The sequence below is a fragment of the Bacillus sp. EKM206B genome, from assembly GCF_011066015.1.
Classification (GTDB): Bacteria; Bacillota; Bacilli; order Bacillales; family Bacillaceae; genus Bacillus; species Bacillus velezensis.
Window position 1 is genome coordinate 343,558 of record NZ_JAAMNL010000003.1, and the last position, 24,425, is coordinate 367,982.

Consider the following 24,425-nt stretch of genomic DNA (forward strand, 5'->3'; position numbering starts at 1 on the left):
TCAGCGGCTGATCGCCTGGAACACTTTCTCAGCGGCTTGAATGGTTTTTTCAATATCCTCCATTGTATGCGCAGTGGAGAGAAACAATCCTTCAAATTGAGACGGCGGCAGAAATACGCCTGCATCAGCCATCCCTTTATAATATTTAGCAAACAGCTTTAAATCAGATGATTTGGCTGCTTCATAGTTAATGACAGGCTCATTTGTGAAAAAGAAGCCGATCATTGAACCCGCCCGGTTAAACGTGTGCGGAATGCCATGTGCTTCAGCTGCTTTTGAAATGCCTTCTTCAAGCATATCGCCTTTTTTCACAAATTCTTGGTAAGATTCAGGTGTGAGCTGCTGTAGCGTCTCAAGTCCCGCTGTCATGGCAAGCGGATTTCCTGACAATGTTCCCGCCTGGTAGATCGGACCGCTCGGCGCGATTCGTTCCATAATGTCAGCTTTTCCGCCATACGCACCGACAGGAAGACCGCCGCCGATGACTTTGCCGAGACACGTTAAGTCAGGCGTCACGCCGAAATACCCTTGCGCACAGTTATAATCCACGCGAAAACCGGTCATGACCTCATCAAAAATGAGCAGCGCGCCATACTGTTCCGTCATGTCGCGAAGTCCTTGTAAAAAGCCTTCCTGCGGCGGAACAACGCCCATATTGCCTGCTACCGGTTCAACAATGACCCCGGCAATATCTTCACCGTACTCACGGAATGCGAGTGCAACGCTTTCCAAGTCGTTGTATGGAACGGTAATCGTATTCATTGCTATTCCTTCCGGCACGCCCGGGCTGTCCGGAAGGCCGAGTGTCGCCACTCCGGATCCCGCTTTGATCAGCAGTGAATCACCATGGCCGTGGTAACAGCCTTCGAATTTCAAAATTTTGTTTCGGCCGGTATATCCTCTTGCCAGACGCAGGGCGCTCATTGTCGCCTCTGTGCCGGAGCTGACCATCCTTACGATTTCAACAGACGGCACACGGTCAATGACCAATTTGGCCAGTTCGTTTTCCACTTCAGTAGATGCCCCGAAACTTGTCCCGTTCTCGGCTACTTTTTTCAGGCTTTCAACGACCCGGTCGTTCGTGTGGCCCAAAATGAGCGGCCCCCAGCTCAGGACGTAGTCGATATATTCATTGCCGTCAATATCAAAAATTTTCGATCCTTTTCCGCGCTGCATAAAGATCGGGTCCATATCGACTGATTTAAACGCGCGCACCGGGCTGTTCACTCCGCCCGGCATCAGTTTCTGCGCTTCTTTAAAAGCGGCTTTTGATTTTTCATAGCTTCTCATCTGCCTCAGCTCCCGTCAAATGAAATCGTTACTCAGCAAGCCATCTTGCTGCATCTTTTGCATGATACGTCATAATCAGATCGGCTCCTGCACGTTTCATGCTCGTTAAAATTTCCAGCACCATTTCTTTTTCTTTAATCCAGCCGTTTTGGGCTGCCGCTTTCACCATGGAATACTCCCCGCTCACATTATATGCGACTAGCGGCAGGTGATGGCGGTTTTTCACATCACGCATAATATCTAAGTATGACATAGACGGTTTGACGATTAAAAAGTCAGCGCCTTCTGCCGCGTCTGATTCAGCCTCACGGAGCGCTTCCAAGCGGTTGGCCGGATCCATCTGATATGTTTTTCGGTCTCCGAACTGCGGCGTGCTGTCAGCGGCGTCGCGGAACGGACCGTAAAATTCACTTGAATATTTCACGGCATAAGACATGATCGGAATATTCGTGAATCCTTCTTTGTCGAGCGCTTCCCTGATCACTGTGACAAAACCGTCCATCATATTTGAAGGAGCGATGATATCAGCGCCGGCTTTGGCCTGGCTGACGGCTGTCTGAGCCAGCAGTTCAAGCGACTCGTCATTGAGGATTTCTCCGTCTTTCACGACGCCGCAATGGCCGTGATCCGTGTATTCACAGAGACACGTATCAGCGATTACGATCATTTCAGGATAATGCTTTTTAATTTCAGCAATCCCTTTCTGCACAATGCCGTGATCGTGAAAAGCCTGGGTTCCGCAGGCGTCTTTTTCTTCCGGCACGCCGAAAACGATGACCGACTTAATGCCGAGCGATATCAGCTCAGCCATTTCATCCTTTAACAAATCAAGTGATACATGATAAACCCCCGGCATGGAAGGAACTTCTTTTTTTCCTTCGAGTCCTTCAACGACAAATAACGGGTAAATAAAATCTGAGGGGTGAAGACGTGTTTCTTTTACTAAATCTCTCATCGCAGCGTTCGCGCGCAAACGGCGGTGTCTGTTAAATGTTTGATTCATCATTATCAATCCTTTCCCGACATGCTGCACATGACGTCCAGCATGCCTTCAATCGTATAAGTGTCAGGCACATGGGATGAGATCCCGTATTCCAAGAGCGCTTTCTCTGTCAAAGGGCCGATGCTGATATAGCTCGCACCGCTGTTTTCCCACGCTTTTTCTCCGTCTCCGACCGCGTTCATAAACGTATGCACCGCCGATGAGCTGGTAAACGTAATAAAATCAAAATGAGAGCGGGATGCAGCCCGTCTCAGCTCGTCCATGCCTTTTTCATCCTGAATGGTATTGTATAACACCCATTCCCTTATTTGATAGCCAAGCGGCTCAAGCTCCGCTTTTATGACATCGCGTGATAAATTGCCCTTTATCACTGAAATGGGTTCGGCAGCTGATGCGTGCCGTTTTAAAGTATCAGCCAGACATTCCGCCACATACTCGTCAGGCATCGCATCCGTCCGGGCTCCCCGCTCTTTCAGGGCGCGCGCAGTCTTTTCACCGACGGCTGCGATTTTTTTCCGTCCCGAAAGCGCAAGACCGTGACGATCAAGATAGGAAAAAAAGAACCGGACACCGTTTACGCTTGTAAACACAAGCCATCCCGGCTCAGAAAGGTCTTCCCGGAGACTGTCCGCACATTCATCCGGGAGCGCTTCCTGAAAAGCGATCAGAGAAGCGGAAACAGCCGTTCCGCCGAGCGCCTCCACTTTTTTTCGGAACGGTGCGGCCTGTCTTTTGTTCCGAGTGACAAGCACGGTCTTTCCTTGTAAAGGAAGGTCATTTGCCATCCTGATCGAGCTCCTGTTTCACGCTGTCGATTAACGCTTTGGCTCCTTTTTCAGACATCATCGCCGCACAGCGTTTTCCGATTTCTTCCGGATCATGTCCCGCCGCTGTTTCTTTATAAATCGTCTTTCCGTCCGGAGACGCGACAAGACCGACCAATTCAACCTCATCCCGGTCATTGACGGACGCATACCCGGCTATCGGCACTTGGCAGCCGCCTTCCATCGCGTGTAAGAAAGCCCGTTCGGCTGCCACCGTGCGCTGCGTATACTCATCGGTAAATTGCGCAAACAGCTTCAAAAGCTCCTCATCCGACTCTCTGCATTCAATGGCAAGAGCGCCTTGGCCGACCGCAGGCAGACAGCGGTCCGGTTCGAGAAATTCAGATACGACATCATCTTTCCAGCCCATTCTTGAAAGTCCCGCAGCCGCTAAAATAATAGCATCGTAATCTTCCGTTTCAAGCTTTTGAAGTCTCGTATCGATATTGCCTCTGATCCACTTAATTGTAAGATCAGGGCGTTCAGCAAGAATCTGGGCGCTTCTTCTTAAACTGCTGGTGCCGATGATGCCCCCTTCTTTTATGTCGTCCAGCTTTTGATGCCCCTTTGAAATCAGCGCATCACGCGGATCCTCACGTTTCGGTATGCAGCCTATGACAAGACCCTCAGGCAAAACGGCGGGCATGTCTTTCATGCTGTGAACCGCCATATCAATCTCCTGATGCAGCAGCGCCTGTTCAATCTCTTTGACAAACAAACCTTTGCCGCCCACTTTTGACAGCGTAACATCGAGGATGCGGTCGCCTTTTGTGACAATCTCCCGGATTTCAAAGTTATAGGAAGGGTTCAATTCCTTCAATTTGTTAATCACCCATTTTGTCTGGGTCATAGCCAGTTTGCTCCGTCTGGAACCTACCTTAATCGTTCTCATTTTCTTTCCTCCCGAATCTGTTTGGGCGCGTGCGTTAACTGAACCAATGGAATTGCGACAGGCTTCCGAGCAGGAAGTAATTAATCATCAGCACGAGAAAACATGCTGAATTCCATAACGCCGCCACTTTTCCCTGCAGTTCCTTAATCATTCTGATATATAAATAGTAGCTGTATAAAAGCAGCACAATAAACGAGCCGAGCACTTTTGAATCAAACCAGTACAGCGTTTCCAGCGACACATACGCCCAGATCACGCCTAATATCAGGCTCAACAGCAGCATCGGAACCCCGATGACATTTAAAACGTAAGCCATATAATCAAGTTTTGACAAATCTTCAATTCTCAACAGCCATTTTCCCCACTTTTTCTTCTTTAATAAAGAATATTGAAACTGATAAAGAAGCGAAAAGACAAAAGAAAGGGAAAAAGCGCCGTAAGACAGAATCGCCATTGTAATATGAATGACCAAAAGCTCCGAGACCAGCTGGCCGGAAAAAGCGGCCGAATGCTGATCCGTCGGTGAAAACGTATGGATCGCAATCATCGAGAAACCGATGACATTCGTGAAAAACACGATAAAATCAACGCGCAGAATCTGCGTGACCACAAGTGAGAGCGTGACAAGCACCCACGCATAAAAGTAAAGGGCCTCCGTAATATTCAAGACCGGAAATCTGCCCGTCTGCCACATGAAATAAGAAAGATAGACAGTTTGCAGAGTCCAGACAATAGAAAGCAACCAGAAGGCCATTTTCCCAGCCTTCCGGTTGTGTTGAAGAAAATCTATAAAGTAAAAAAGGACGCTTACTGCATAAATAACAATTGTCGCTTCATTAAGTCTTGCCATTGCTGTATCAATCATACAGCCCTCACTCACTTACAAGCGGACGTAAGCCCGTTTTTGCTTCTGCCTTTTGAAACGAATGAACCGTCTGGCGGTTATCCAGGCTTTTGTCCAGCTGGCGGCCGGCCTCTTCCTCAATATCGAATATCTGCATAAACAGCTTCAGCTTTTCATCTGAATCCGCTTCAGCCGCAAGCTCTTTCGCTTTCAGAATCGGGTCGCGCAGCATTTGGTTAATGATGCTTTTCGTATGTTTGCTGAGAAGTTTTTTCTCTCTTACCGTCAGATGAGGCAGCTTGCGCTCAATGCTCTGCATCGTATCAGACTGGATGGACAGCGCCTTTTCACGCAGCGCCGAAATGACCGGCACGACGCCGAGCGTATTAAGCCACTGCTTAAACTCAACAATTGCCGCTTCAATAAACAGCTCGACTTTTTCAGCGGTTTCACGGCGTTCTTGTAAGTTGGCTTCAACGATTCCTTCAAGGTCATCAATATCGTACAGAAAAACACCTTCAAGATCGTTCAGCGCCGGATCGAGGTCCCTCGGCACAGCGATATCCACCATAAATAACGGGCGGCCTTTCCGCTGTCTGCCCGCTCTCTCCATCATTTCTTTAGACACGACGAAATCACTTGCGCCTGTCGAACTGATTAAAATATCAGCTTCAGCAAGTGCATGTTCAAGCTGGTTTAAGCTGCGCGCTTCTCCGGAGAAACGGTCAGCAAGCGCTTTTGCCTTCAAAAACGTTCTGTTGATGACCGTTACTTTGCCGATGCCCTGATCGTGCAGGTTTTCTGCGGCGAGCTCGCCCATTTTTCCCGCACCGAGAATCAAAATGTGCTTATTTGACAATGAGCCGAAGATTTTTTTCGCGAGTTCAACGGCGGCGTAACTGACGGAAACGGCATTGGCGCCGATATCGGTTTCAGCATGCGTGCGTTTGCCGACGGTCACCGCCTGTTTAAACAGCTCATTGAAAATGGTGCCGATCGTCTTTTCTGCCTGCGCCGTTTTAAAGCTTGAGCGGACCTGGCCGAGTATTTGCGTTTCTCCGATGACCATGGAATCCAAGCCGCACACCACACGGAATAAATGCTCGATCGCCGCGTCGCTCTCATAAAATTTCAGAAACGGAGACAGCTCTTCTTTCGGCAGCGAGAACCATTCGGATAAAAATGTTTTTATATAATAACGGCCGGTATGAAGCTGGTCGACCACCGCATATATTTCGGTGCGGTTGCAGGTTGACACGATAATGTTTTCAAGAACGCTTTTTTCTTCTTTTAAACGAAGCATCGCTTCTGCAAGCTCATCCGGCTGAAAACTTATTTTTTCGCGTATTTCAATAGGGGCGGATTTATAATCTACTCCCACAACAAGAATATGCATCGCTTTCATGCACCCCCGTACATCGCAATTTATTTATAATCATTCTAACATAGAATTTATTATTTATAATAATTATAACATAGTTTCTTCGGGAAAATGTGAACAGATTTCAAAAATGTTATGCTATAGTATAAAAAGCTCGTTTCCACTGTAATCATCATACTAAAAATCCTTTACTGCGGGTAGGTGACAGGATGAAAAAAACATCAATTTTATTACCGGGACTTCTGCTTGCCGCTTCATTATTCGCATGGCTTCAGAGCGGACAGGTTCACCTGTTTGCGAATCAGGGGGAATGGCCGGTGCTCCTTATGCTTTTGGGCGCTGTGCTCTTGTATCAGGGCAAAAAGGAAGCGGCCGGGCCTCACGTCCTGATCGGCATGCTTCTTTTCGGCATAGGTTTACACTTTTTCGCCAAACCTGAGCTCTCATGGTGGCCGGGAGATTTTGAAATGATTCTCTTCGTCTTCGGATTCTCCTTATTTGCGGCAGCCAGAAAAGAATATGTATACGAAGCGGTTGCCATGATTGGTTTTTCCCTCTTTTTATACTTCTTTAAACAAATTACGGCGTGGCTGGAGTCCGTCCATATTCCGACGGAACACTTCAAAACATACTGGCCGTATGTTTTCATCGGAATCAGCCTTTTATTATTGTTTATCAAGCGGAACAAAACTATACGATAAAACCCAAAACGCACTGCGTTTTGGGTTTTTCATTACCGGCTGATCATTTTTTTAATGGCTCCCCATGCTTCATCTTTGCCTTTTTTCGTTTCAGAGGAAAATAAAATCAGCTCATCTTCAGGATCCATATCAAGCGTCTGTTTGACAACCTTTAAGTGCTTGTCCCATTTTCCTTTTGGGATCTTATCCGCTTTTGTCGCGATAACGATGACGGGAATGCCGTAATACTTCAGGAATTCATACATGTTCACGTCTTCAGCAGACGGCGCGTGCCTGAGGTCGACAATCTGCACGCAGGCTTTCAGCTCTTCGCGGGTCGTCATATAGGTTTCAATCATTCTCCCCCATGCTTCCCGCTCGCTTTTGGAAACTTTCGCAAATCCGTACCCGGGAACGTCGACAAAATGCAATTCATCATTGATGATGTAAAAGTTTAGGGTCTGTGTTTTCCCCGGTTTTGATGACGTTCTGGCCAAGTTTTTCCGATTGATTAATGAATTGATAAAAGATGACTTTCCTACATTTGATCTTCCCGCCAGCGCGATTTCCGGAAGCCCCCCATCAGGGTACTGTTCGGGTTTGACCGCGCTGATCACGATTTCTGACTTTGTGACTTTCATTTCTTCTCTCCTACTAAGGCATGTTCCAAAACGTCATCCAGGTGAGAAACGAATATAAACTTCAGTCCTTCTCTGACGCTTTCTGGAATATCCTCTATATCTTTTTCGTTATCTTTAGGCGCAATAATAGTGGTCAGGCCCGCTCTGTGCGCGCCGAGCGCCTTTTCTTTCAGTCCGCCGATCGGAAGCACGCGGCCCCGCAGCGTGATTTCTCCCGTCATACCGACTTCGCGTTTTACCGCACGGTCCGTTAATGCTGAAACGAGCGCCGTGGCCATCGTAATTCCGGCAGAAGGGCCGTCTTTCGGCACCGCTCCTTCAGGGACATGGATATGAATGTCATACTTCTCATGGAATTTCGGGTCGATTCCGAACTGTTCCGCTTTCGAGCGGACATAACTGAAAGCGGCCTGCGCTGATTCCCGCATGACATCTCCAAGCTTCCCGGTCAGAATCAGCTTTCCTTTTCCCGGTGACAATGACACTTCGATTGACAGCGTATCTCCGCCGACCGTCGTATACGCGAGCCCCGTGACAACCCCGATTTGATCTTCGGTTTCCGCCTGTCCGTATCTGAATATCCGTTTTCCGAGATAGTCGGCCAGATTTTTCTCTGTAACGGTAATGCGTTTTCTCTCCTCAGACACAATGGCTTTTGCAGCCTTTCGGCAAATGGCAGCAATCTGGCGTTCAAGCGTTCTCACGCCGGCTTCCCTCGTGTAGTAGCGGATGATGTCCGTAATCGCCTGGTCCCGAATCTGCAGGTTGCTCTTTGTGAGCCCGTGCTCTTTGATTTGTTTCGGAAGCAGGTGGTCCTTCACGATCTCCAGCTTTTCGTTTTCAGTATAGCCTGACAGGCTGATAATCTCCATTCTGTCTCTGAGAGGGCCCGGGATGGAAGCAAGGTTATTCGCAGTCGCGATAAACAGCACTTTCGATAAATCGAACGTCTCTTCAATATAGTGGTCGCTGAATGTGCTGTTTTGTTCCGGATCCAGCACCTCAAGCATCGCCGAAGACGGATCGCCTCTGAAATCAGACGACATTTTGTCGATCTCATCCAGGAGAAAGACCGGATTTTGTTTACCGGCTTTTTTCATCCCCTGTATAATACGGCCCGGCATCGCTCCGACGTATGTACGCCGGTGCCCGCGGATTTCAGACTCATCGCGCACTCCGCCCAGTGAAATTCTCACAAAACGGCGCCCCATGCTCGTACTGATTGATTTTGCAAGAGATGTTTTACCGACTCCCGGAGGTCCGGCCAGACAAAGAATCGGCCCTTTCAGCGTTTTCGTCAGCTGTTTCACGGCCAAATACTCCAAAATCCGCTCTTTCACTTTCTCTAAGCCGTGGTGCTCTTTATCTAAGATTTCCCCGGCTTTTTTAATATCAAGTTTATCTTCTGTTTCATCCGACCACGGAAGGGCGATGAGCCAGTCAATATAGTTGCGGATAACAGAGCTTTCCGCTGAGCTTGACGGCACTTTTTCGTAACGGCTTAATTCCTTAAGCGCCGTTTCTTTGACACGCTCAGGCATGCCTGCTTCTTCTATCTTTTCCGTGAGCGACTGAACTTCGCCGGTTTTTCCTTCTTTGTCGCCAAGCTCCTTCTGAATGGCTTTCATCTGTTCACGCAAGTAGTATTCCTTTTGAGTGCGTTCCATCGAACGTTTGACGCGCTGACCGATTTTTTTCTCAATCTCCAGCACTTCTTTTTCATTATGAATGGAACGGATGACCTTATTCAGACGTTCTTTAATATCCGCCGTTTCTAAAATGTCCTGCTTGTCCTTTAATTTTAGCGGGAGATGAGAAGCGACGATATCCGCCATTCTGCCGGGCTCTTCAATATCAGTCACAGCCGCATACGTTTCTGCGGAGATTTTTTTAGAAATTTTTATGTACTGGTCAAAATGGTCCAGCAGCGTCCGCATAAGCGCTTCGTCTTCCACGTCTTTTGAATCATCCTCATGCATCAGCTGTATATCGACCGAAGTATAATCTTCGAGTTCGGTGTATTCAAGGATCTGCGCCCGCTGAATTCCTTCTACAAGCACTCTGATCGTACCGTTGGGCAGCTTCAGCATCTGTTTAATTTTTGTATAAGTGCCGACGGCGAAAATATCCTCTTCACCCGGTTCGTCTATCGAAATATCCTGCTGAGTGGCTAAAAAAATCATATGATCATGCATCATTGCCTGTTCAAGAGCCTGAACCGACTTGTCACGGCCTACATCTAAATGTAAAACCATTGTCGGGTATACCAATAAGCCTCTTAAAGGGAGGAGCGGGATGCTGCGTTTTGTATCTTCTGCCATGTGACTGACACCTCCGTGACTTTAGTATGAACCATTATAATACAACTTTTTCATCGTTGTACAATTCCGGGATCGGGCAAATCGGCTTATCCGCCTGCCCTGTATATAAAACAGTCTCTTCGTAGTATACCCTTTCTTTCTGTTCTGAAAAAGGAAAAGATGTCCTCCATAAAAAAACCCCATTATAAAAATGGGGTTTATACGGATTCTTTATTCATTTGGATATCAAACGGTTTTTGTTCTGAAGGAGGGTCAACCAATATGACGTCCAGCACTTCCTGGAACGTTTTTACCGCTTTAATGGTGATTCCGTCTATTCGTTTCAGAATGGACTGCTGATTTTCATATGGGATAATGACCGTTTTTGCTCCGGCCTGTTTTGCGGCTTTAATTTTCGGAATGACGCCGCCGATCGGTTTGACAAGCCCCGTCAGGCTGATTTCTCCCGTCATCGCCACCGTATGGTCGATCGGGATGCGGTGAATCGCGGAAAAAATCCCCGCAGCCATCGCGATACCTGCTGAAGGTCCGTCAATCGGGCCTCCGCCCGGAAAATTGACGTGAATATCATAGTCTGAAGGTTTGATGCCCATTGTGCGGAGAACCGTCAGAACATTTTCCACAGATCCCTTCGCCATGCTTTTGCGGCGGATCGACTTCGATTGGCTGCCGATGCTTTCTTCCTCTGCAATTCCCGTGATATTCAGGCTTCCTTTGTCCTGCGCAGGTGTGACATTCACTTCGATTTCCAGCAATGCGCCGCTGTTCGGCCCGTAGACGGCAAGTCCGTTCACGATGCCGACTTGCGGTTCATCGGCGATTTTCTGCTCATTTTTAGGTGTAAGCTGACTGGAATGAACAACCCATTCTATATCTTCTGTCGTAATTTCTTTTCTGTCCTCAGTCACCGCCATGCCGGCGGCGATCTGGATCATATTGACGGCTTCACGTCCGTTTCTCGTATATGTGGTCAGCACACTGAGAGCTTCGTCAGAAATCTCTTTCTGAATTTTGTCGGCTGCTTTTTTCGCAACGATTTTAAGTTCATCCTTTTCCAGCTCGCGGAAAAATACTTCAAGACAGCGCGAACGGATGGCCGGCGGAATTTCATTCGGCATTCTCGTTGTCGCTCCGATCAAACGGAAATCTGCCGGAAGCCCATTTTGAAAAATATCATGAATGTGATTCGGTATTTGCGTATTTTCTTCACTGTAATACGCACTGTCTAAAAATACTTTTCGATCTTCAAGCACCTTCAGCATTTTATTCATCTGAATCGGGTGAAGCTCGCCGATTTCATCAATAAACAATACCCCGCCGTGAGCATGGGTCACAGCCCCCTGTTTCGGCTGCGGAATGCCTGCTTGGCCCATCGCACCCGCTCCCTGATAAATCGGATCATGCACTGAACCGATAAGCGGATCGGCAATCCCCCGTTCATCAAACCGCGCGGTCGTCGCATCAAGTTCAACAAATACAGCCTGCTTTTGAAACGGTGACTGTTTATGTTTTTTCGCTTCTTCCAATACCAGCCGCGCCGCAGCCGTTTTACCGACTCCCGGAGGACCGTAAATAATGACGTGCTGCGGGTTCGGTCCGCAAAGCGCTGCTTTTAACGCTTTAATTCCGTCTTCCTGGCCGACAATGTCCTGAAAGCTTTTCGGCCGCACCTTTTCTGATAAAGGTTCTGATAAACTGATGGCGCGCATTTTGCGCAGCTGTTCCATTTCTTTTTTTGATTCTTTATCTATCGTCACTTTTTGTGTACGCTGGTTTTTGAGCAGATTCCAAAAATATAATCCGATGACTATCCCGAAAAACAGCTGTACAAATAATGCGATCCCTGTCCAACTCATACTGGTCCCTCCTGAAAAAACGATTTATGTATCCAATTCATTCCTCTGTCCGCTAGTATCTCCCAGCAAAGCCCGGAATAAACATTTTCAGAAGGGTCAGGACAAGAAAAAAAACCTCCTGATCAATTCGAGTCAGGAGGTTTTGTCATGTTATGCTGATGTTTTATCTTGGCCGACAACTGTGCCGTCTTTTAATACAAGACGCGGTGCTTCACCGTCTGCGACTGTCGCTCCGGTAATGACACATTTTTCAATATCATCGCGGGACGGCAGATCAAACATGACGTCAAGCATGATGCCTTCAATGATAGAACGCAGGCCGCGTGCGCCTGTTTTACGCTCGATCGCTTTTTTCGCAATTTCAGATAATGCCTCGTCTTCAAATTCAAGCTCGACATCATCAAGTTCTAACATTTTCTTGTATTGTTTGACGAGTGCGTTTTTCGGTTTAGTCAGAATTTCAACCAGTGCCGTTTCGTCAAGCTGCTCAAGGCTTGCAATGACAGGAAGACGGCCGATGAATTCAGGAATCAGACCGAAACGGAGCAAGTCTTCCGGAAGCACTTTAGAAAGCAGTTCTTCTTTTTCCAGGTCTGCCGCTTTATTATCAGAGCCGAAGCCGATGACTTTTTGTCCGAGACGGCGTTTGATGATTTGTTCGATGCCGTCAAATGCACCGCCGCAAATGAACAGGATGTTCGTCGTATCGATCTGGATGAATTCCTGATGAGGATGTTTGCGTCCTCCTTGAGGCGGCACGCTTGCAACCGTTCCTTCAAGAATTTTCAGCAGCGCCTGCTGAACGCCTTCGCCTGATACGTCGCGTGTAATGGACGGGTTTTCAGATTTTCGCGCTACTTTATCGATTTCATCGATATAAATAATGCCTTTTTCTGCTTTTTCCACATCATAGTCTGCTGCCTGAATCAGCTTGAGGAGGATGTTTTCTACGTCCTCACCGACATATCCGGCTTCAGTCAGAGATGTAGCGTCCGCAATCGCAAACGGCACGTTCAGAATACGCGCAAGCGTCTGGGCAAGAAGTGTTTTCCCGCTTCCAGTCGGTCCGATTAAAGAAATATTACTTTTAGAAAGCTCGACATCATCCACTTTACTGTTGGAGTTGATGCGTTTGTAATGGTTGTATACCGCAACCGCAAGTGATTTCTTCGCCTGATCCTGTCCGATGACATATTCATTCAGAATCTCACGGATTTCCTGCGGCTTCGGAACGTCTTTAAATTCGACTTCTTCTTCTGTACCAAGCTCTTCTTCTACGATTTCTGTACAGAGCTCAATACATTCGTCGCATATATATACACCCGGTCCTGCAACCAGCTTACGAACCTGATCTTGCGTTTTTCCGCAGAACGAGCATTTCAATTGTCCTTTTTCCTCGTTGAATTTAAACATTCTTTCACCCCTTAATCTTGTCTCACTTTTTCTTTTACCTGAAGGGCAAAAGAAAACGGTTCTTGCTACGATCGAGTATGTATTGCATTTTACCATACTTTCCAGTAAGACGGTAACAATGTGTTTCGCACTTGCACATTCTATATGTATGACGAAAAACAGCCCGGCAATGACTATCTTGCCCCAAGAAAAAGAGTTATATCATAATTGTACAAAACAAGGCACGAATTAATCGCGCCCTGTTTTATTATGTCTATTATTATGAACCATATTAACGGTTTTCTACAAGAAAATCAATTGCTTTTCGAACTTTTAAATCTTCTTTCATCGCGTCAGTTGAACCGATTGCCTGCTTGATGTTTTCAACCGGCATGTTGTAAGCTTCAGCCATTTTAGTCAGCTCAGCTTCAACTTCTTCGTCCGTTACTTCAAGGTTTTCTGCTTGAGCGATCGCTTCAAGAGTCAGGTTTGATTTTACGCGTTTTGCGGCATCTTCTTTCATTTGCTCTTTTAACGCGTTTTCGTCTTGGCCTGAGAATTGAGTGTAAAGCTCAAGGTTCATGCCTTGCATTTGCAGACGCTGTTCGAATTCTTTCAGCATGCGGTCAAGCTCAGTGTCGATCATCGCTTGAGGAACATCAGCTTCAGCGTTTTCAGATGCTTTCAGAACAAGCTCTTCACGCAATTTAGCGTCAGCTTCGTTTTCTTTTGCTTCTTCAAGGCGTTTTTTTGTTTTCTCAGTTAATTCAGCAAGCGTTTCAACTTCTTCGTCAATGTCTTTTGCGAATTCGTCGTTAAGCTCAGGAAGCTCTTTCGCTTTGATTTCATGAATTTTCACTTTGAAAACAGCTGGTTTTCCGGCAAGCTCTTCAGCGTGGTACTCTTCAGGGAATGTTACTTCAACATCCTTTTCAGCGCCTGCTTCAAGGCCTGTTAACTGCTCTTCGAAGCCCGGGATGAATGAACCTGATCCTACTTCAAGTGAGTAGTTCTCAGCTTTTCCGCCTTCAAACGCTTCGCCGTCAACGAAACCTTCGAAGTCAAGAACGACTGTATCGCCGTTTTCAACAGCGCCTTCTTCTTTCACGACAAGCTCAGCCTGACGCTCTTGAAGCGCTTTAAGTTCGTTTTGTACATCTTCGTCAGTAACGGCAGTGTCATCTTTTTCGATTCCTAAGCCTTTGTAGTCGCCAAGTTTCACTTCCGGTTTTACAGTCACTTTTGCAGTGAAAATCAAGCTTTCGCCTTTTTCGATTTTTTCAACATCGATTTCAGGGCGGTCTACAGGCTCAATGCCGGCTTCTTCAACCGCTTTAGGGTATTCTACAGGAAGTAAAATATCTAAAGCATCCTGGTAAAGAGCTTCAACGCCGAAACGCTGTTCGAATAAACCGCGGGGAACTTTCCCTTTGCGGAATCCAGGAATAGAAACCTGTTTTACTACTTTTTTAAATGCATCATCAAGAGCTGTTTTGAACGTATCGGCATCAACTTCAACCGTTAATACGCCTTCGTTGCCTTCTTGTTTTTCCCATTTTACAGACATGTGTTTCCCTCCAAAAATCTATTCAGGTTGTGTCGGTCTTCCATTCTAAAGCAATCCGCGGCTTTGTCAAAGAAAAAACCGCTTTGAATCAGAATCATTATGTAATGAACTGGCAGCCTGTCCAACCGTAATTCTCATTTCAGTTAAACCGCTATACATAAATACAACCACTATATTATAACATAACGCCTACCGCTTTCAACTATATGGCGTGATTTACAAATAAGAAATTTCTTCAATATCCTTAATCATCGTGCAGGCTTCTTCGAGTTCGCGGCTGTCAAACTCGTACATCATATGAAGTTCCTCCGGCTCAATGTCAATGCCGTGCATCTCGTAACCGACCTTATGAAGCGCCGCCGCCCATAAATCTGCGTTCAAAAACTTCGGCATAAAAGGGTGCAGGACGTACAGATGCCTTCTCCACAGCTCCTCGACGGCAGCGTATAATGTAGGGTTTTCATTGCCGAGCGTTTCATCAAGCACCCGGAGAACGCGATGCAAAATCGGAGCCGCATCAGGCTGAACCGTTTCACTCGGAACCGCGGTCATTGAATCGCCGAATTTTGTAATATGGACCGGCTTGCTGTAGTCATGGTCCGCCATCAGCGTCAAAATCATCGTCTTGATAAGAGGATGCGCGCCCGGATCTTGAAGAATCGTTTTTAAGAGACCCGTGTATTTTGCAATATTGCGGTCTTTGAGAGAATGAATCAGATTCATTTGTTCAGCGGGGCTGTTCAGCACTTTTTCCGCATCAAGAATGTCCTCGTATTCCTCCTCCCACGCTTCATCCTGCTGGTCGGGATCGGTCATTTTGCGGCTGAATTCGAGCAGCCGGTAGAATTGCTCCGCACTTTCTGCGGGCAGCTGGTTTTCTTCCAGCACAGCTTCAATTGTGCTTTTGACTTCTTCATATTGTTTCAGCTGAATTAAAATGGTCATGTACACCTGCAGCACGGTGAAATAATGGCCGTACCCTTCATTCAGCATTTTCTCGCAAACTTGTTTTGCTTCTTCCAATTCCCCGAGTTCCAGAAAACAAATCGCCATGCCTAAATGTACGTCGGACTCGGTATCGCCATGGCTTACCGCCTCTGAAAACAGTTCGAGGGCCTCCTCATACTGTTTGTCCTTCATGGCGGCCATCCCTTTATCAACCAAGCGTTCTTTCAGACGGGGGAAAGGAATGATATCAGCTTTTTTCTTGTCATGCGTCATACTTTATTTCCTTTCAGGCGCTATTTTGTTCAAGTGTATCAACACGCGTCATGAAACACAAGAAAGGATGGTGCGCACGGTACAAAAAGCCGCCGGACAGATGCCGGGCGGCTTTTTTCAGGCTTGAAGCCATGAACTTCTTTTCGATTCAAACTGCTGTATGTCGTCTTCCAGCAGAAGCGTTAATGAAATTTCATCATAGCCGTTTATCAGCATTTCCTTCCAGTGCGGATCGACTTCAAATGAAATCTCTTTGCCTTCACTGTCGTGAATGAGCTGGTTTTCCAAATCAACCGTCATGTTAAGAGACTGATTTTCATATTGACCGGCGAGTTTTTTCCACTGATCATACGGCATACGGATGGGAAGCATACCATTTTTAAAACAGTTTTGATGAAAAATATCGGCAAATGACGGAGCAATGATGATTTTGAAGCCGTAATCATCCAGCGCCCAAGGAGCGTGCTCACGGGATGATCCGCAGCCGAAATTCTCTCCGGCAATTAATATGGACGCGCCTTCATAGACTTTGCGGTTTAATTCAAATTCAGGATCAGGCTCACCGTTCTCAAGGTATCTCCAATCAAAAAACGCGAATCTGCCGTATCCTGTTCTTTCAATTCTTTTCAAAAACTGTTTCGGAATAATCTGGTCCGTATCGACGTTGATCCGGTTTAAGACGGCCGCTTTTCCCGTATGTGTTTTTAAAGGTTCCATCTTTTCGCGCACTCCTTACACAACTGTTTTTTCTTGATAAAACTTTCTTACATCGACGAAATGCCCGTGAATGGCTGCCATTGCCGCCATCGCCGGACTGACAAGGTGTGTTCTCGCGCCTTTTCCCTGTCTGCCTTCGAAGTTGCGGTTGGAAGTGGAAGCGCATCGTTCCCCTTCAGGCACGACATCATTGTTCATACTGAGGCACATGCTGCAGCCTGATTCTCTCCATTCAAATCCGGCCTCGAGAAACACGCGGTGCAGCCCTTCTTCTTCAGCCTGCTGTTTCACGCTTTGAGAACCCGGCACCACAATGGCTCTGACGCTGTCAGCGACTTTTCGGCCTTTGATCATATCCGCAGCCTGGCGAAGATCGGTCATCCGCGAATTTGTACAGGAGCCGATAAACACATGCTCGACTTTAATATCTTCAATTTTTTGATTCGGTGCGATTCCCATGTATTCGTACGCGCGGATGGCTTCTTTTTTACCGTCTTCAGAATCAATCGTTTCCGGCGCCGGTATTTGGGCATCGACCGGAAGAACCATGCCGGGATTGACGCCCCATGTTACCATTGGAGAAATCTCGCTGCCGTCTAGTACGATGGAATGATCGTATACGGCGCCCGGATCGGTTTTTAACGCTTTCCATTCTGCGGCGGCTTTTTCAAATTCCTCGCCTTTTGGCGCGTATTTACGGTTTTTACAATATTCAATCGTCGTGTCATCCGGAGCGATCAGTCCCGCCCGGGCTCCCGCTTCTATTGACATATTGCAGACCGTCATGCGTTCGTCCATAGACATGTTTCTGAATACTTCCCCGGTGTATTCAATGACATATCCGGTACCGAATTTCACCCCGTATTTTCCGATGACCGACAAGATGACATCCTTCGCGGTCACTCCTTTTTGGAGCGTTCCGTCAACGCGGATTTCCAGCGTTTTCGGCCGCTGCTGCCATAATGTCTGAGTGGAAAGAACATGTTCCACCTCACTTGTGCCGATACCGAAGGCAAGCGCTCCGAATGCGCCGTGAGTCGATGTATGGCTGTCTCCGCAAACGATCGTTTTTCCCGGCAGTGTCAGACCAAGCTCAGGCCCGACCACGTGAACGATTCCCTGGTCTGCGCTGTGAAGATCCGCAAGACGGACGCCGAACTCCTCACAATTCCGTTCAAGCGCGGTTACTTGGCGCTTTGCGACTTCATCTTTAATGTCAAAACGGTTGACGGTCGGAATATTGTGGTCCATCGTCGCGAATGTGTTCTGCGGCCGTCTGACCTTTCTCCCCTTCTGCCTTAACCCTTCAAACGCCTGAGGAGACGTCACCTCATGAATGAGGTGCAGATCAATATAGAGAAGGTCGGGTTTTCCTTCACCGCTTTTTACAATATGCCGATCCCAAATCTTTTCGATGATTGTTCGAGGCATCATCTTTGTTTCCTCCCTCTACCTATGAACTAAGACCGCTTTCTTTAAAGCGTCACACTATAGATTTTGTATTCGAGCCGGCTAATGCGGCTTTTACTTTTTCAGTAATGTCATGCGTTCCGGCATATTGGCCGTCCCGGGCGATATCACGTGTACGGCTGCCATCTGCAAGCACCTTTGCGACCGCTTTTTCCACCGCCTGCGCTTCGTTTTCAAGCCCGAAAGATGTTCTCAAAAGCATCGCCGCTGATAAAATCGCCGCAAACGGATTGGCCATCCCTTTACCGGCGATGTCAGGCGCAGATCCATGCACGGGTTCAAACAAGTGAAGACCTGAACTTGATAAACTGGCTGACGGCAGCATGCCGAGCGAGCCTGTCAGCATGGAGGCTTCATCGCTTAAAATATCGCCGAACATATTCTCAGTTACGATGACGTCAAACTGGCTCGGAGCGTAGATGAGCTGCATCGCGGCATTATCGACAAGCATATGTTCAAGCGTCACATCAGGAAATTCTTTTGCGATTTCATCCGCTGTTTCACGCCACAGCCTGCTTGAAGAAAGCACATTCGCCTTATCAACGGACGTCACTTTTCCTTTTCTGCCGGCAGCCATCTTAAAGGCTTCTCTGACAACGCGTGCGATTTCTTCTTTCTTATAAAAAAGGGTATCGACCGCTTCCTTTTCTCCCGCTTCATTGACATACTGTCTGCTCGGTTCTCCGAAGTAGAGGCCGCCCGTCAGTTCCCTGACGATTACAAAGTCGACGCCGCTGATATATTCTTTTTTCAGCGGAGACGCCTCAGACAAGCTTTCAAATACGGTCACGGGACGCAGATTGGCAAACAGGCCGAGTTTTTTTCTGATGCCGAGCAGGCCTTTTTCCGGTCTGAGATCCGGAGGATTTTGGTCCCATTTCGGCCCGCCGACTGCCCCGAGCAGGATGGCGTCGGATCTTTCACAAAGAGCCACCGTCTCCTCAGGAAGGGGGTTTTGATGGGCGTCAATGGCCGCTCCCCCGATCAGTCCGTTTTCAAATTCAAATTCATGTCCGAATTGTTCGGCAACGCTTTTCAATACATCTGCCGCTGATTCCGCCACTTCCGGTCCGATTCCGTCACCGGGCAGCAAAGCAATGCGTTTTTTCAAATCAAACGTTCTCCTTTCTATTACGAGCCGACCGCAGTCTGTCTCTTTAATCCGTCTAAATTGCAATCCAGCACCAGCTGCCGGTTCACGGCGTTCAGATAAGCTTTAGCAGAAGCTTCCAGAACATCCTGCGCGATTCCCCGCCCTGATGTTTCTTTTCCGTTCACGGTCACTCTGACAAAAACTTGAGCCAGCGCGTCTTCGCCTTTCCGGTTGGATTGGATGCGGTAGTCTGTCAGTTCAATATTTTTATCGATGCAGCGCCCGAGCGTATTATAAACGGCTTCTACGCTGCCCGCCCCCGTTGCCGCCTCTTGAATCAGCTGTTCGTTTTCCTGATTTTTCAAAGAGACTGTTGCAGTCGGCACCTGAGACGTCCCGTAATGCACTTGCAGAGACAAAAATTCATAGCCGATTTTTTTGTCTGTCACTTTTTCTTCTAAAATAAGAGAAATCAAGTCATCATCGGTGATTTCTTTTTTCTTTTCGGTCAGTTCTTTAAACATCGTAAAATATTTATTGATTTCATCACTATCAAACTGGAATCCAAGCGTATTCAGGCGGTCTTTGAACGCGTGGCGCCCGGAATGCTTTCCGAGTACCAGCGCATCAGCAGTCACGCCGACAAGTTCCGGTGAAATGATTTCATATGTTGATTTTTCTTTCAGGAAACCGTCTTGGTGAATGCCGGACTCATGTGCGAAAGCGTTATCTCCGACGATTGCTTTATTGCGGGGAACGGCCATGCCCGTCAGTTTGCTGACAAGATCACTCGTCCGCTTCAATTCATGAAGATTAAGAGATGAATCGGCTTGATGCGCGTCATTTCTGACATGAAGCGCAACGGCGATTTCCTCTAGCGCGGCGTTCCCGGCTCTTTCTCCTATGCCGTTAATGGCGCATTCAATTTGATCAGCGCCGTTCTCAATTGCCGAAAGTGAGTTGGCAACCGCCATTCCGAGATCATCGTGGCAATGGGCTGAAAGCTTTACCCGGTTGATATTCGGAACGTGTTCCTTCATATATTTAAAGATGTTTCCGTATTCAGCCGGCGTCAGGTAACCTACAGTGTCCGGCAGGTTGATGACGCTCGCGCCGGCATCAATCACTTCTTCAACGATTTCAGCCAGAAACGGAAGTTCGGTGCGGCATGCGTCTTCTGCTGACCATTGAACGATCGGAAAGCGTTCTTTTGCATACTTCACCATTTCAACCGCTTTTTCCTTAACCTCTTCCCGCGTCATTTTCAGCTTATGCTTCAGATGAATGTCAGAAGTGGCGATAAAGATGTGAATCCGCGGGCTGGCCCCGTCTTTCAGCGCTTCCCAGGCTGCGTCGATGTCACTTTTGACAGATCGGGCAAGCCCTGTTACCGAACAATTTTTAATCGTTCTTGCGATTTCCTGCACGGCTAAAAAATCACCTCGGGATGAAGCGGGAAATCCCGCTTCAATAATGTCCACCCCGAGTCTTTCAAGCTGCTTGGCTATCGCCAGTTTCTCCCGGGAATTGAGGTTGACCCCGGGGGATTGTTCACCGTCACGAAGGGTCGTGTCGAAAACATTAATTTTGCGCAACGGAGACCACCGCTTCCTTCTTTTTGCCTTGTTTGACAAACGGCATCATTTCACGAAGCTGTCTGCCGACCTTTTCAATCTGATGCTCGTTTTCACTTGCATTGATCGCATTGAAACGAGGACGGTTCACTTGGTTTTCCACGATCCATTCTTTCGCGAATGTACCGTTTTGAATATCCGTTAATACTTGTTTCATCGATTCTTTTACCTTCGCATCGACTACGCGCGGCCCTGAGACAAAATCTCCCCATTGAGCCGTATCGGAGATAGAGTATCTCATGCCCGCCAATCCTTCTTCATACATCAAGTCTACGATCAGCTTCAGTTCGTGCAGACACTCGAAGTATGCGAGTTCAGGCTGGTAGCCGGCTTCTGTCAGCGTTTCAAAACCCGCTTTGACAAGCGCCGTTAAACCTCCGCACAGAACAGCCTGCTCACCGAACAAATCCGTTTCCGTTTCTTCCTTAAATGTTGTTTCAAGAACCCCCGCACGCGCTCCGCCGATTCCTTTTGCATAAGCAAGAGCCGTATCTTTCGCTTCGCCTGATACATCCTGGTAGATGGCAAACAATGCCGGTACGCCCGCGCCTTGTTCATATGTTCTTCTGACAAGGTGTCCCGGTCCTTTAGGGGCGACAAGGAATACATCCACATCAGCAGGAGGCACGATCTGATGGAAATGGACGTTAAATCCGTGTGCGAATACTAATGACTTGCCCGCCGTCAATTCATCTTTGATTTCAGCTTCATATACTTTTTGCTGCTGTTCATCCGGAAGAAGAACCATAATGATATCAGCCTGGGCAGCCGCTTCTCTTACTGAAAAGACTTTATGACCGTCTTCTTGGGCCTGTGTAAATGATTTTCCTTGTCTGACGCCGACAATGACATCAATTCCGCTTTCTTTTAAGTTCAGCGCATGTGCGTGACCTTGTGAACCGTAACCGATAATCGCTACTTTTTTACCTGCCAATACGTTCTCTTTGATATCACCGTTATAATATACTTTTACCATTTTAATCTCTCCCTTTTTTGTGTTATACAATTGAAATTGTTTTATTGGATGACGTCTTCTGCTGGGTTCCCCTCGCAAAAGCCGTTGTGCCCGTTCTCGCGATTTCTTTAATGCCGTAAGGTTTGAGAAGCTCTATGAGCGCTTCGATTTTATTAGATTCGCCGGTAACCTGAACGACGACGCTGTCTCTTGAGACATCAACGACGGAAGCTCTGAACGGCTCAATGATTCCATTGATTTCCGTTCTGGCCGACGGTGCGGAAACAACTTTGATTAATGCCAGCTCACGCTGTACAATCGATTGGTTTGTAATATCCGTCACTTTCAGGACGTCAATTTGTTTGTTAAGCTGCTTTGTCAGCTGCTCTACGTCATTTTCGCCTTCCACATGGACGACGAATGTAATCCTTGAAACACCGCTTGTTTCCGTGTGGCCTACAGTGATGCTTTCGATATTATAGTGTCTTTTTGTAAACAGGCCGGTGATCCGGTTTAATACTCCCGAGCGGTTGACCACCGTTAATGTGATAATGCGTTTCAAGGTTTCACCCCCACCATTTCATGAAGTCCTTTACCCGGCGCAATCATCGGGAATACTTTCTCGCTTTTGGCGACCCGGACGTCAATAACGGCCGGTTCTTTTGATGAAAGCACCTTTTTAAGCTCTTCTTCCGCCTCTTCCTCCGATGAAATCCGGACGCCTTTAATGCCGTAGGCTTCTGACAATTTGACAAAGTCAGGCTGCGCCGAGAATTTGGATTCAGAATAGCGCTCTTCATAGAAGATTTCCTGCCACTGTCTGACCATGCCCAGACATTCGTTGTTCAAGATAACCACTTTGACAGGAAGATTCAGCTGCCGGATGACATCTAATTCCTGAAGGGTCATCTGAAAACCGCCGTCTCCGAGGATGGCAACGACCGTGGCGTTACGATCGGCCAGCTGCGCTCCGATAGCCGCCGGAAGGCCGAAGCCCATTGTGCCGAGTCCCCCCGAGGTAACCCACTTATCAGCCTTTCGGAAAGGATAAAACTGAGCCGCCCACATCTGGTGCTGGCCGACATCCGTCGCCACAATCGCCTCACCGTTTGTGAATTGGTGAATATACTCAATCAGCTTTTGAGGTTTCAAGCCCTCTTCTCTGTTGTCTGTATACCAAAGCGGATATTCTTCTTTCCATTCTGAAAGCTGCTGTTTCCATTCCTCTGTCTGTCCCTGTTTTCCGTTTTGCTTCAATAATTCCTGAAGGACGATTTTACTGTCGCCGACCACCGGAATTTGCGTTTCAATAATTTTTCCGATTTCAGCAGGATCAATATCGATATGCGCTACTTTGGCCGATTTTGCAAAATGCTTCAGATTTCCGGTCACGCGGTCATCAAACCGCGCTCCGATGCTGATCAGCAAGTCACAGTGGTAAAGCGCCATATTCGCTGTGTATGTGCCGTGCATCCCCGCCATTCCCAGAAAAAGAGGATGGTCTGCCGGGAAACCGCCCAGACCGAGAAGCGTGTGCGCTACCGGAATTTGCTGCTGTTCGGCATAATTTTTTAAATCTTCTGAAGCTTTACCGTGCAAAACACCCGCTCCGGCTAAAATAACCGGCTTTTTCGCACTGCTGACAGCTTCCACGAGCTTTCGGATCTGCAGATAGTTAGGCTCTTTTACCGGCTGATAACCCGGAAGATTGATCTCGTGATCATATCTGAATTCTCCTTCAAATGCTGCGACATCCTTCGGTATATCAATTAATACCGGGCCCGGTCTTCCCGTCGTGGCGATATGGAACGCCTCTTTAATCACACGGGGGAGATCTTCCGGACGGCGGACTTGGTAGCTGTGTTTCGTAATCGGCATCGTAATTCCTAAAATGTCGGCTTCCTGGAAAGCGTCGCTGCCGATGACCGAAGTGGCCACCTGACCGGTAAACACTACGAGCGGCAGTGAATCAATCATCGCATCCGCAAGACCGGTAACTAAATTTGTCGCTCCGGGTCCGGAGGTAGCAATCACAACCCCCGGCTTTCCGGAGACTCTCGCATACCCTTCTGCCGCATGAATCGCGCCTTGCTCGTGGCGGGGCAGGATGTGAACCAATCCTGATTGATACAGTTTATCGTAAATCGGAAGGACGGCTCCCCCCGGATAGCCGAAGATCATCTCGACATTTTCTTTCTTTAATGATTCAATCAGCATCAGAGCCCCGTTCATTGTTTTTGTACAATCGGCAGACAAAGAATCCGCCTGTACATTTGTGCCCATTTTCAGTTCCTCCTTTTCAATGTTCCCTTCTAAAATCCAATTCATAAAACGCAGCGCCGGCTGACGCAAATAAAAAAGCCTTCCCACCCACATTCAGCCAAGCATTTCATGCGATAGCCAAAAGGGGCGAAAAGGCTTTGCTCTCCGCGGTACCACCCTTGTTTACGGTCATATGCAGACCGTCTCATGGATAATGATTATCCGTTTTGATAACGAGTAAACATTGCGTTCACTCGGCCGAGTCCTACTCTTTACATTTCAGACCGGCACTCTGAGGGGAGTTCACTTTGATTTGTTTTACCGGCTCTCAGCGTTACCGGCTCTCTGTGAAAAACTTCAGCAAAGCTACTTATCCTCTTCT

The 24,425-nt window shown here is 47.5% G+C and carries 20 protein-coding genes and 1 other annotated feature (1 of these 21 running past the window's edge); of the genes, 1 reads left to right on the top strand and 19 read right to left on the bottom strand.

Features of this window, described 5'->3' with window-relative positions; translation table 11 throughout:
- The 6 genes from hemL to hemA are packed head-to-tail and all read right to left on the bottom strand — an operon-like array spanning position 1 to position 6,249.
- Positions 1–1,290, bottom strand: a complete 1,290-nt coding sequence (gene hemL / locus G9F50_RS07800; protein ID WP_060562686.1) for a glutamate-1-semialdehyde 2,1-aminomutase — start codon at positions 1,288–1,290, stop codon at positions 1–3.
- Positions 1,291–1,318: 28 nt separating this feature from the next.
- The gene (hemB, locus tag G9F50_RS07805) at positions 1,319–2,293 is read right to left on the bottom strand and encodes a porphobilinogen synthase (RefSeq protein WP_095352892.1); all 975 of its coding nucleotides are present in this window, start codon (positions 2,291–2,293) and stop codon (positions 1,319–1,321) included.
- 5 nt (positions 2,294–2,298) lie between these two features.
- The gene (locus G9F50_RS07810) at positions 2,299–3,078 is read right to left on the bottom strand and encodes a uroporphyrinogen-III synthase (RefSeq protein WP_060562688.1); all 780 of its coding nucleotides are present in this window, start codon (positions 3,076–3,078) and stop codon (positions 2,299–2,301) included.
- Positions 3,068–4,009, bottom strand: a complete 942-nt coding sequence (hemC, locus tag G9F50_RS07815; RefSeq protein ID WP_007408155.1) for a hydroxymethylbilane synthase — start codon at positions 4,007–4,009, stop codon at positions 3,068–3,070. The genes G9F50_RS07810 and hemC overlap by 11 nt, the downstream gene beginning before the upstream one ends.
- 34 nt (positions 4,010–4,043) lie before the next feature.
- Entirely contained in the window at positions 4,044–4,874 is an 831-nt protein-coding gene (locus tag G9F50_RS07820) for a cytochrome c biogenesis protein (RefSeq protein WP_007408154.1), read from the bottom strand.
- A gap of 7 nt (positions 4,875–4,881) precedes the next feature.
- Positions 4,882–6,249: a glutamyl-tRNA reductase gene (hemA, locus tag G9F50_RS07825; protein ID WP_165417729.1), complete on the bottom strand. Its 1,368-nt coding sequence runs from the start codon at positions 6,247–6,249 to the stop codon at positions 4,882–4,884.
- 194 nt (positions 6,250–6,443) lie between these two features.
- Between hemA and G9F50_RS07830 the strand changes: the two genes are divergently transcribed.
- The gene (locus G9F50_RS07830; RefSeq protein WP_015240316.1) at positions 6,444–6,935 is read left to right on the top strand and encodes a hypothetical protein; all 492 of its coding nucleotides are present in this window, start codon (positions 6,444–6,446) and stop codon (positions 6,933–6,935) included.
- A gap of 32 nt (positions 6,936–6,967) precedes the next feature.
- On the opposite strand, the gene yihA is transcribed toward G9F50_RS07830, so the two are convergent.
- From yihA to ilvB, 13 genes are all read right to left on the bottom strand, one after another.
- Positions 6,968–7,555, bottom strand: a complete 588-nt coding sequence (yihA, locus tag G9F50_RS07835) for a ribosome biogenesis GTP-binding protein YihA/YsxC (protein ID WP_003152626.1) — start codon at positions 7,553–7,555, stop codon at positions 6,968–6,970.
- Positions 7,552–9,876 carry an endopeptidase La gene (lon, locus tag G9F50_RS07840; protein WP_007612896.1) on the bottom strand — a complete coding sequence of 775 codons (2,325 nt, stop codon included), beginning with the start codon at positions 9,874–9,876 and terminating at the stop codon, positions 7,552–7,554. Before lon ends, yihA begins: the two co-directional genes overlap by 4 nt.
- Positions 9,877–10,073: 197 nt before the next feature.
- Complete coding sequence (gene lonB, locus G9F50_RS07845) at positions 10,074–11,732, bottom strand: ATP-dependent protease LonB (RefSeq protein WP_012118116.1); 1,659 nt, start codon at positions 11,730–11,732, stop codon at positions 10,074–10,076.
- 150 nt (positions 11,733–11,882) lie between these two features.
- A complete protein-coding gene (clpX, locus tag G9F50_RS07850; RefSeq protein WP_007408149.1) occupies positions 11,883–13,145 on the bottom strand; it encodes an ATP-dependent protease ATP-binding subunit ClpX in 1,263 nt (420 codons plus the stop codon).
- A 271-nt stretch (positions 13,146–13,416) separates the two neighbouring features.
- A complete protein-coding gene (gene tig, locus G9F50_RS07855; protein WP_003152618.1) occupies positions 13,417–14,691 on the bottom strand; it encodes a trigger factor in 1,275 nt (424 codons plus the stop codon).
- A gap of 216 nt (positions 14,692–14,907) precedes the next feature.
- Positions 14,908–15,912, bottom strand: coding sequence for a DNA damage checkpoint antagonist DdcA (gene ddcA, locus G9F50_RS07860; RefSeq protein WP_014305521.1), 1,005 nt, complete (start codon positions 15,910–15,912; stop codon positions 14,908–14,910).
- A 117-nt stretch (positions 15,913–16,029) separates the two neighbouring features.
- A complete protein-coding gene (gene leuD / locus G9F50_RS07865; protein WP_007408146.1) occupies positions 16,030–16,629 on the bottom strand; it encodes a 3-isopropylmalate dehydratase small subunit in 600 nt (199 codons plus the stop codon).
- Between the two features lie 15 nt (positions 16,630–16,644).
- Complete coding sequence (gene leuC, locus G9F50_RS07870) at positions 16,645–18,063, bottom strand: 3-isopropylmalate dehydratase large subunit (protein WP_017418294.1); 1,419 nt, start codon at positions 18,061–18,063, stop codon at positions 16,645–16,647.
- Between the two features lie 49 nt (positions 18,064–18,112).
- Positions 18,113–19,210 (bottom strand): 3-isopropylmalate dehydrogenase, encoded by a 1,098-nt coding sequence (gene leuB, locus G9F50_RS07875; RefSeq protein ID WP_060562689.1) that lies wholly within the window; start codon positions 19,208–19,210, stop codon positions 18,113–18,115.
- A 20-nt stretch (positions 19,211–19,230) separates the two neighbouring features.
- The gene (locus G9F50_RS07880) at positions 19,231–20,787 is read right to left on the bottom strand and encodes a 2-isopropylmalate synthase (RefSeq protein ID WP_060562690.1); all 1,557 of its coding nucleotides are present in this window, start codon (positions 20,785–20,787) and stop codon (positions 19,231–19,233) included.
- Positions 20,774–21,802, bottom strand: a complete 1,029-nt coding sequence (gene ilvC / locus G9F50_RS07885) for a ketol-acid reductoisomerase (RefSeq protein WP_003152600.1) — start codon at positions 21,800–21,802, stop codon at positions 20,774–20,776. The genes G9F50_RS07880 and ilvC overlap by 14 nt, the downstream gene beginning before the upstream one ends.
- Before the next feature lie 22 nt (positions 21,803–21,824).
- Entirely contained in the window at positions 21,825–22,343 is a 519-nt protein-coding gene (gene ilvN, locus G9F50_RS07890; RefSeq protein ID WP_012118120.1) for an acetolactate synthase small subunit, read from the bottom strand.
- Entirely contained in the window at positions 22,340–24,064 is a 1,725-nt protein-coding gene (gene ilvB, locus G9F50_RS07895; RefSeq protein ID WP_060562761.1) for an acetolactate synthase large subunit, read from the bottom strand. Before ilvB ends, ilvN begins: the two co-directional genes overlap by 4 nt.
- Positions 24,065–24,183: 119 nt before the next feature.
- Positions 24,184–24,425: a binding site (T-box leader), on the bottom strand; it runs 10 nt beyond the window's last position.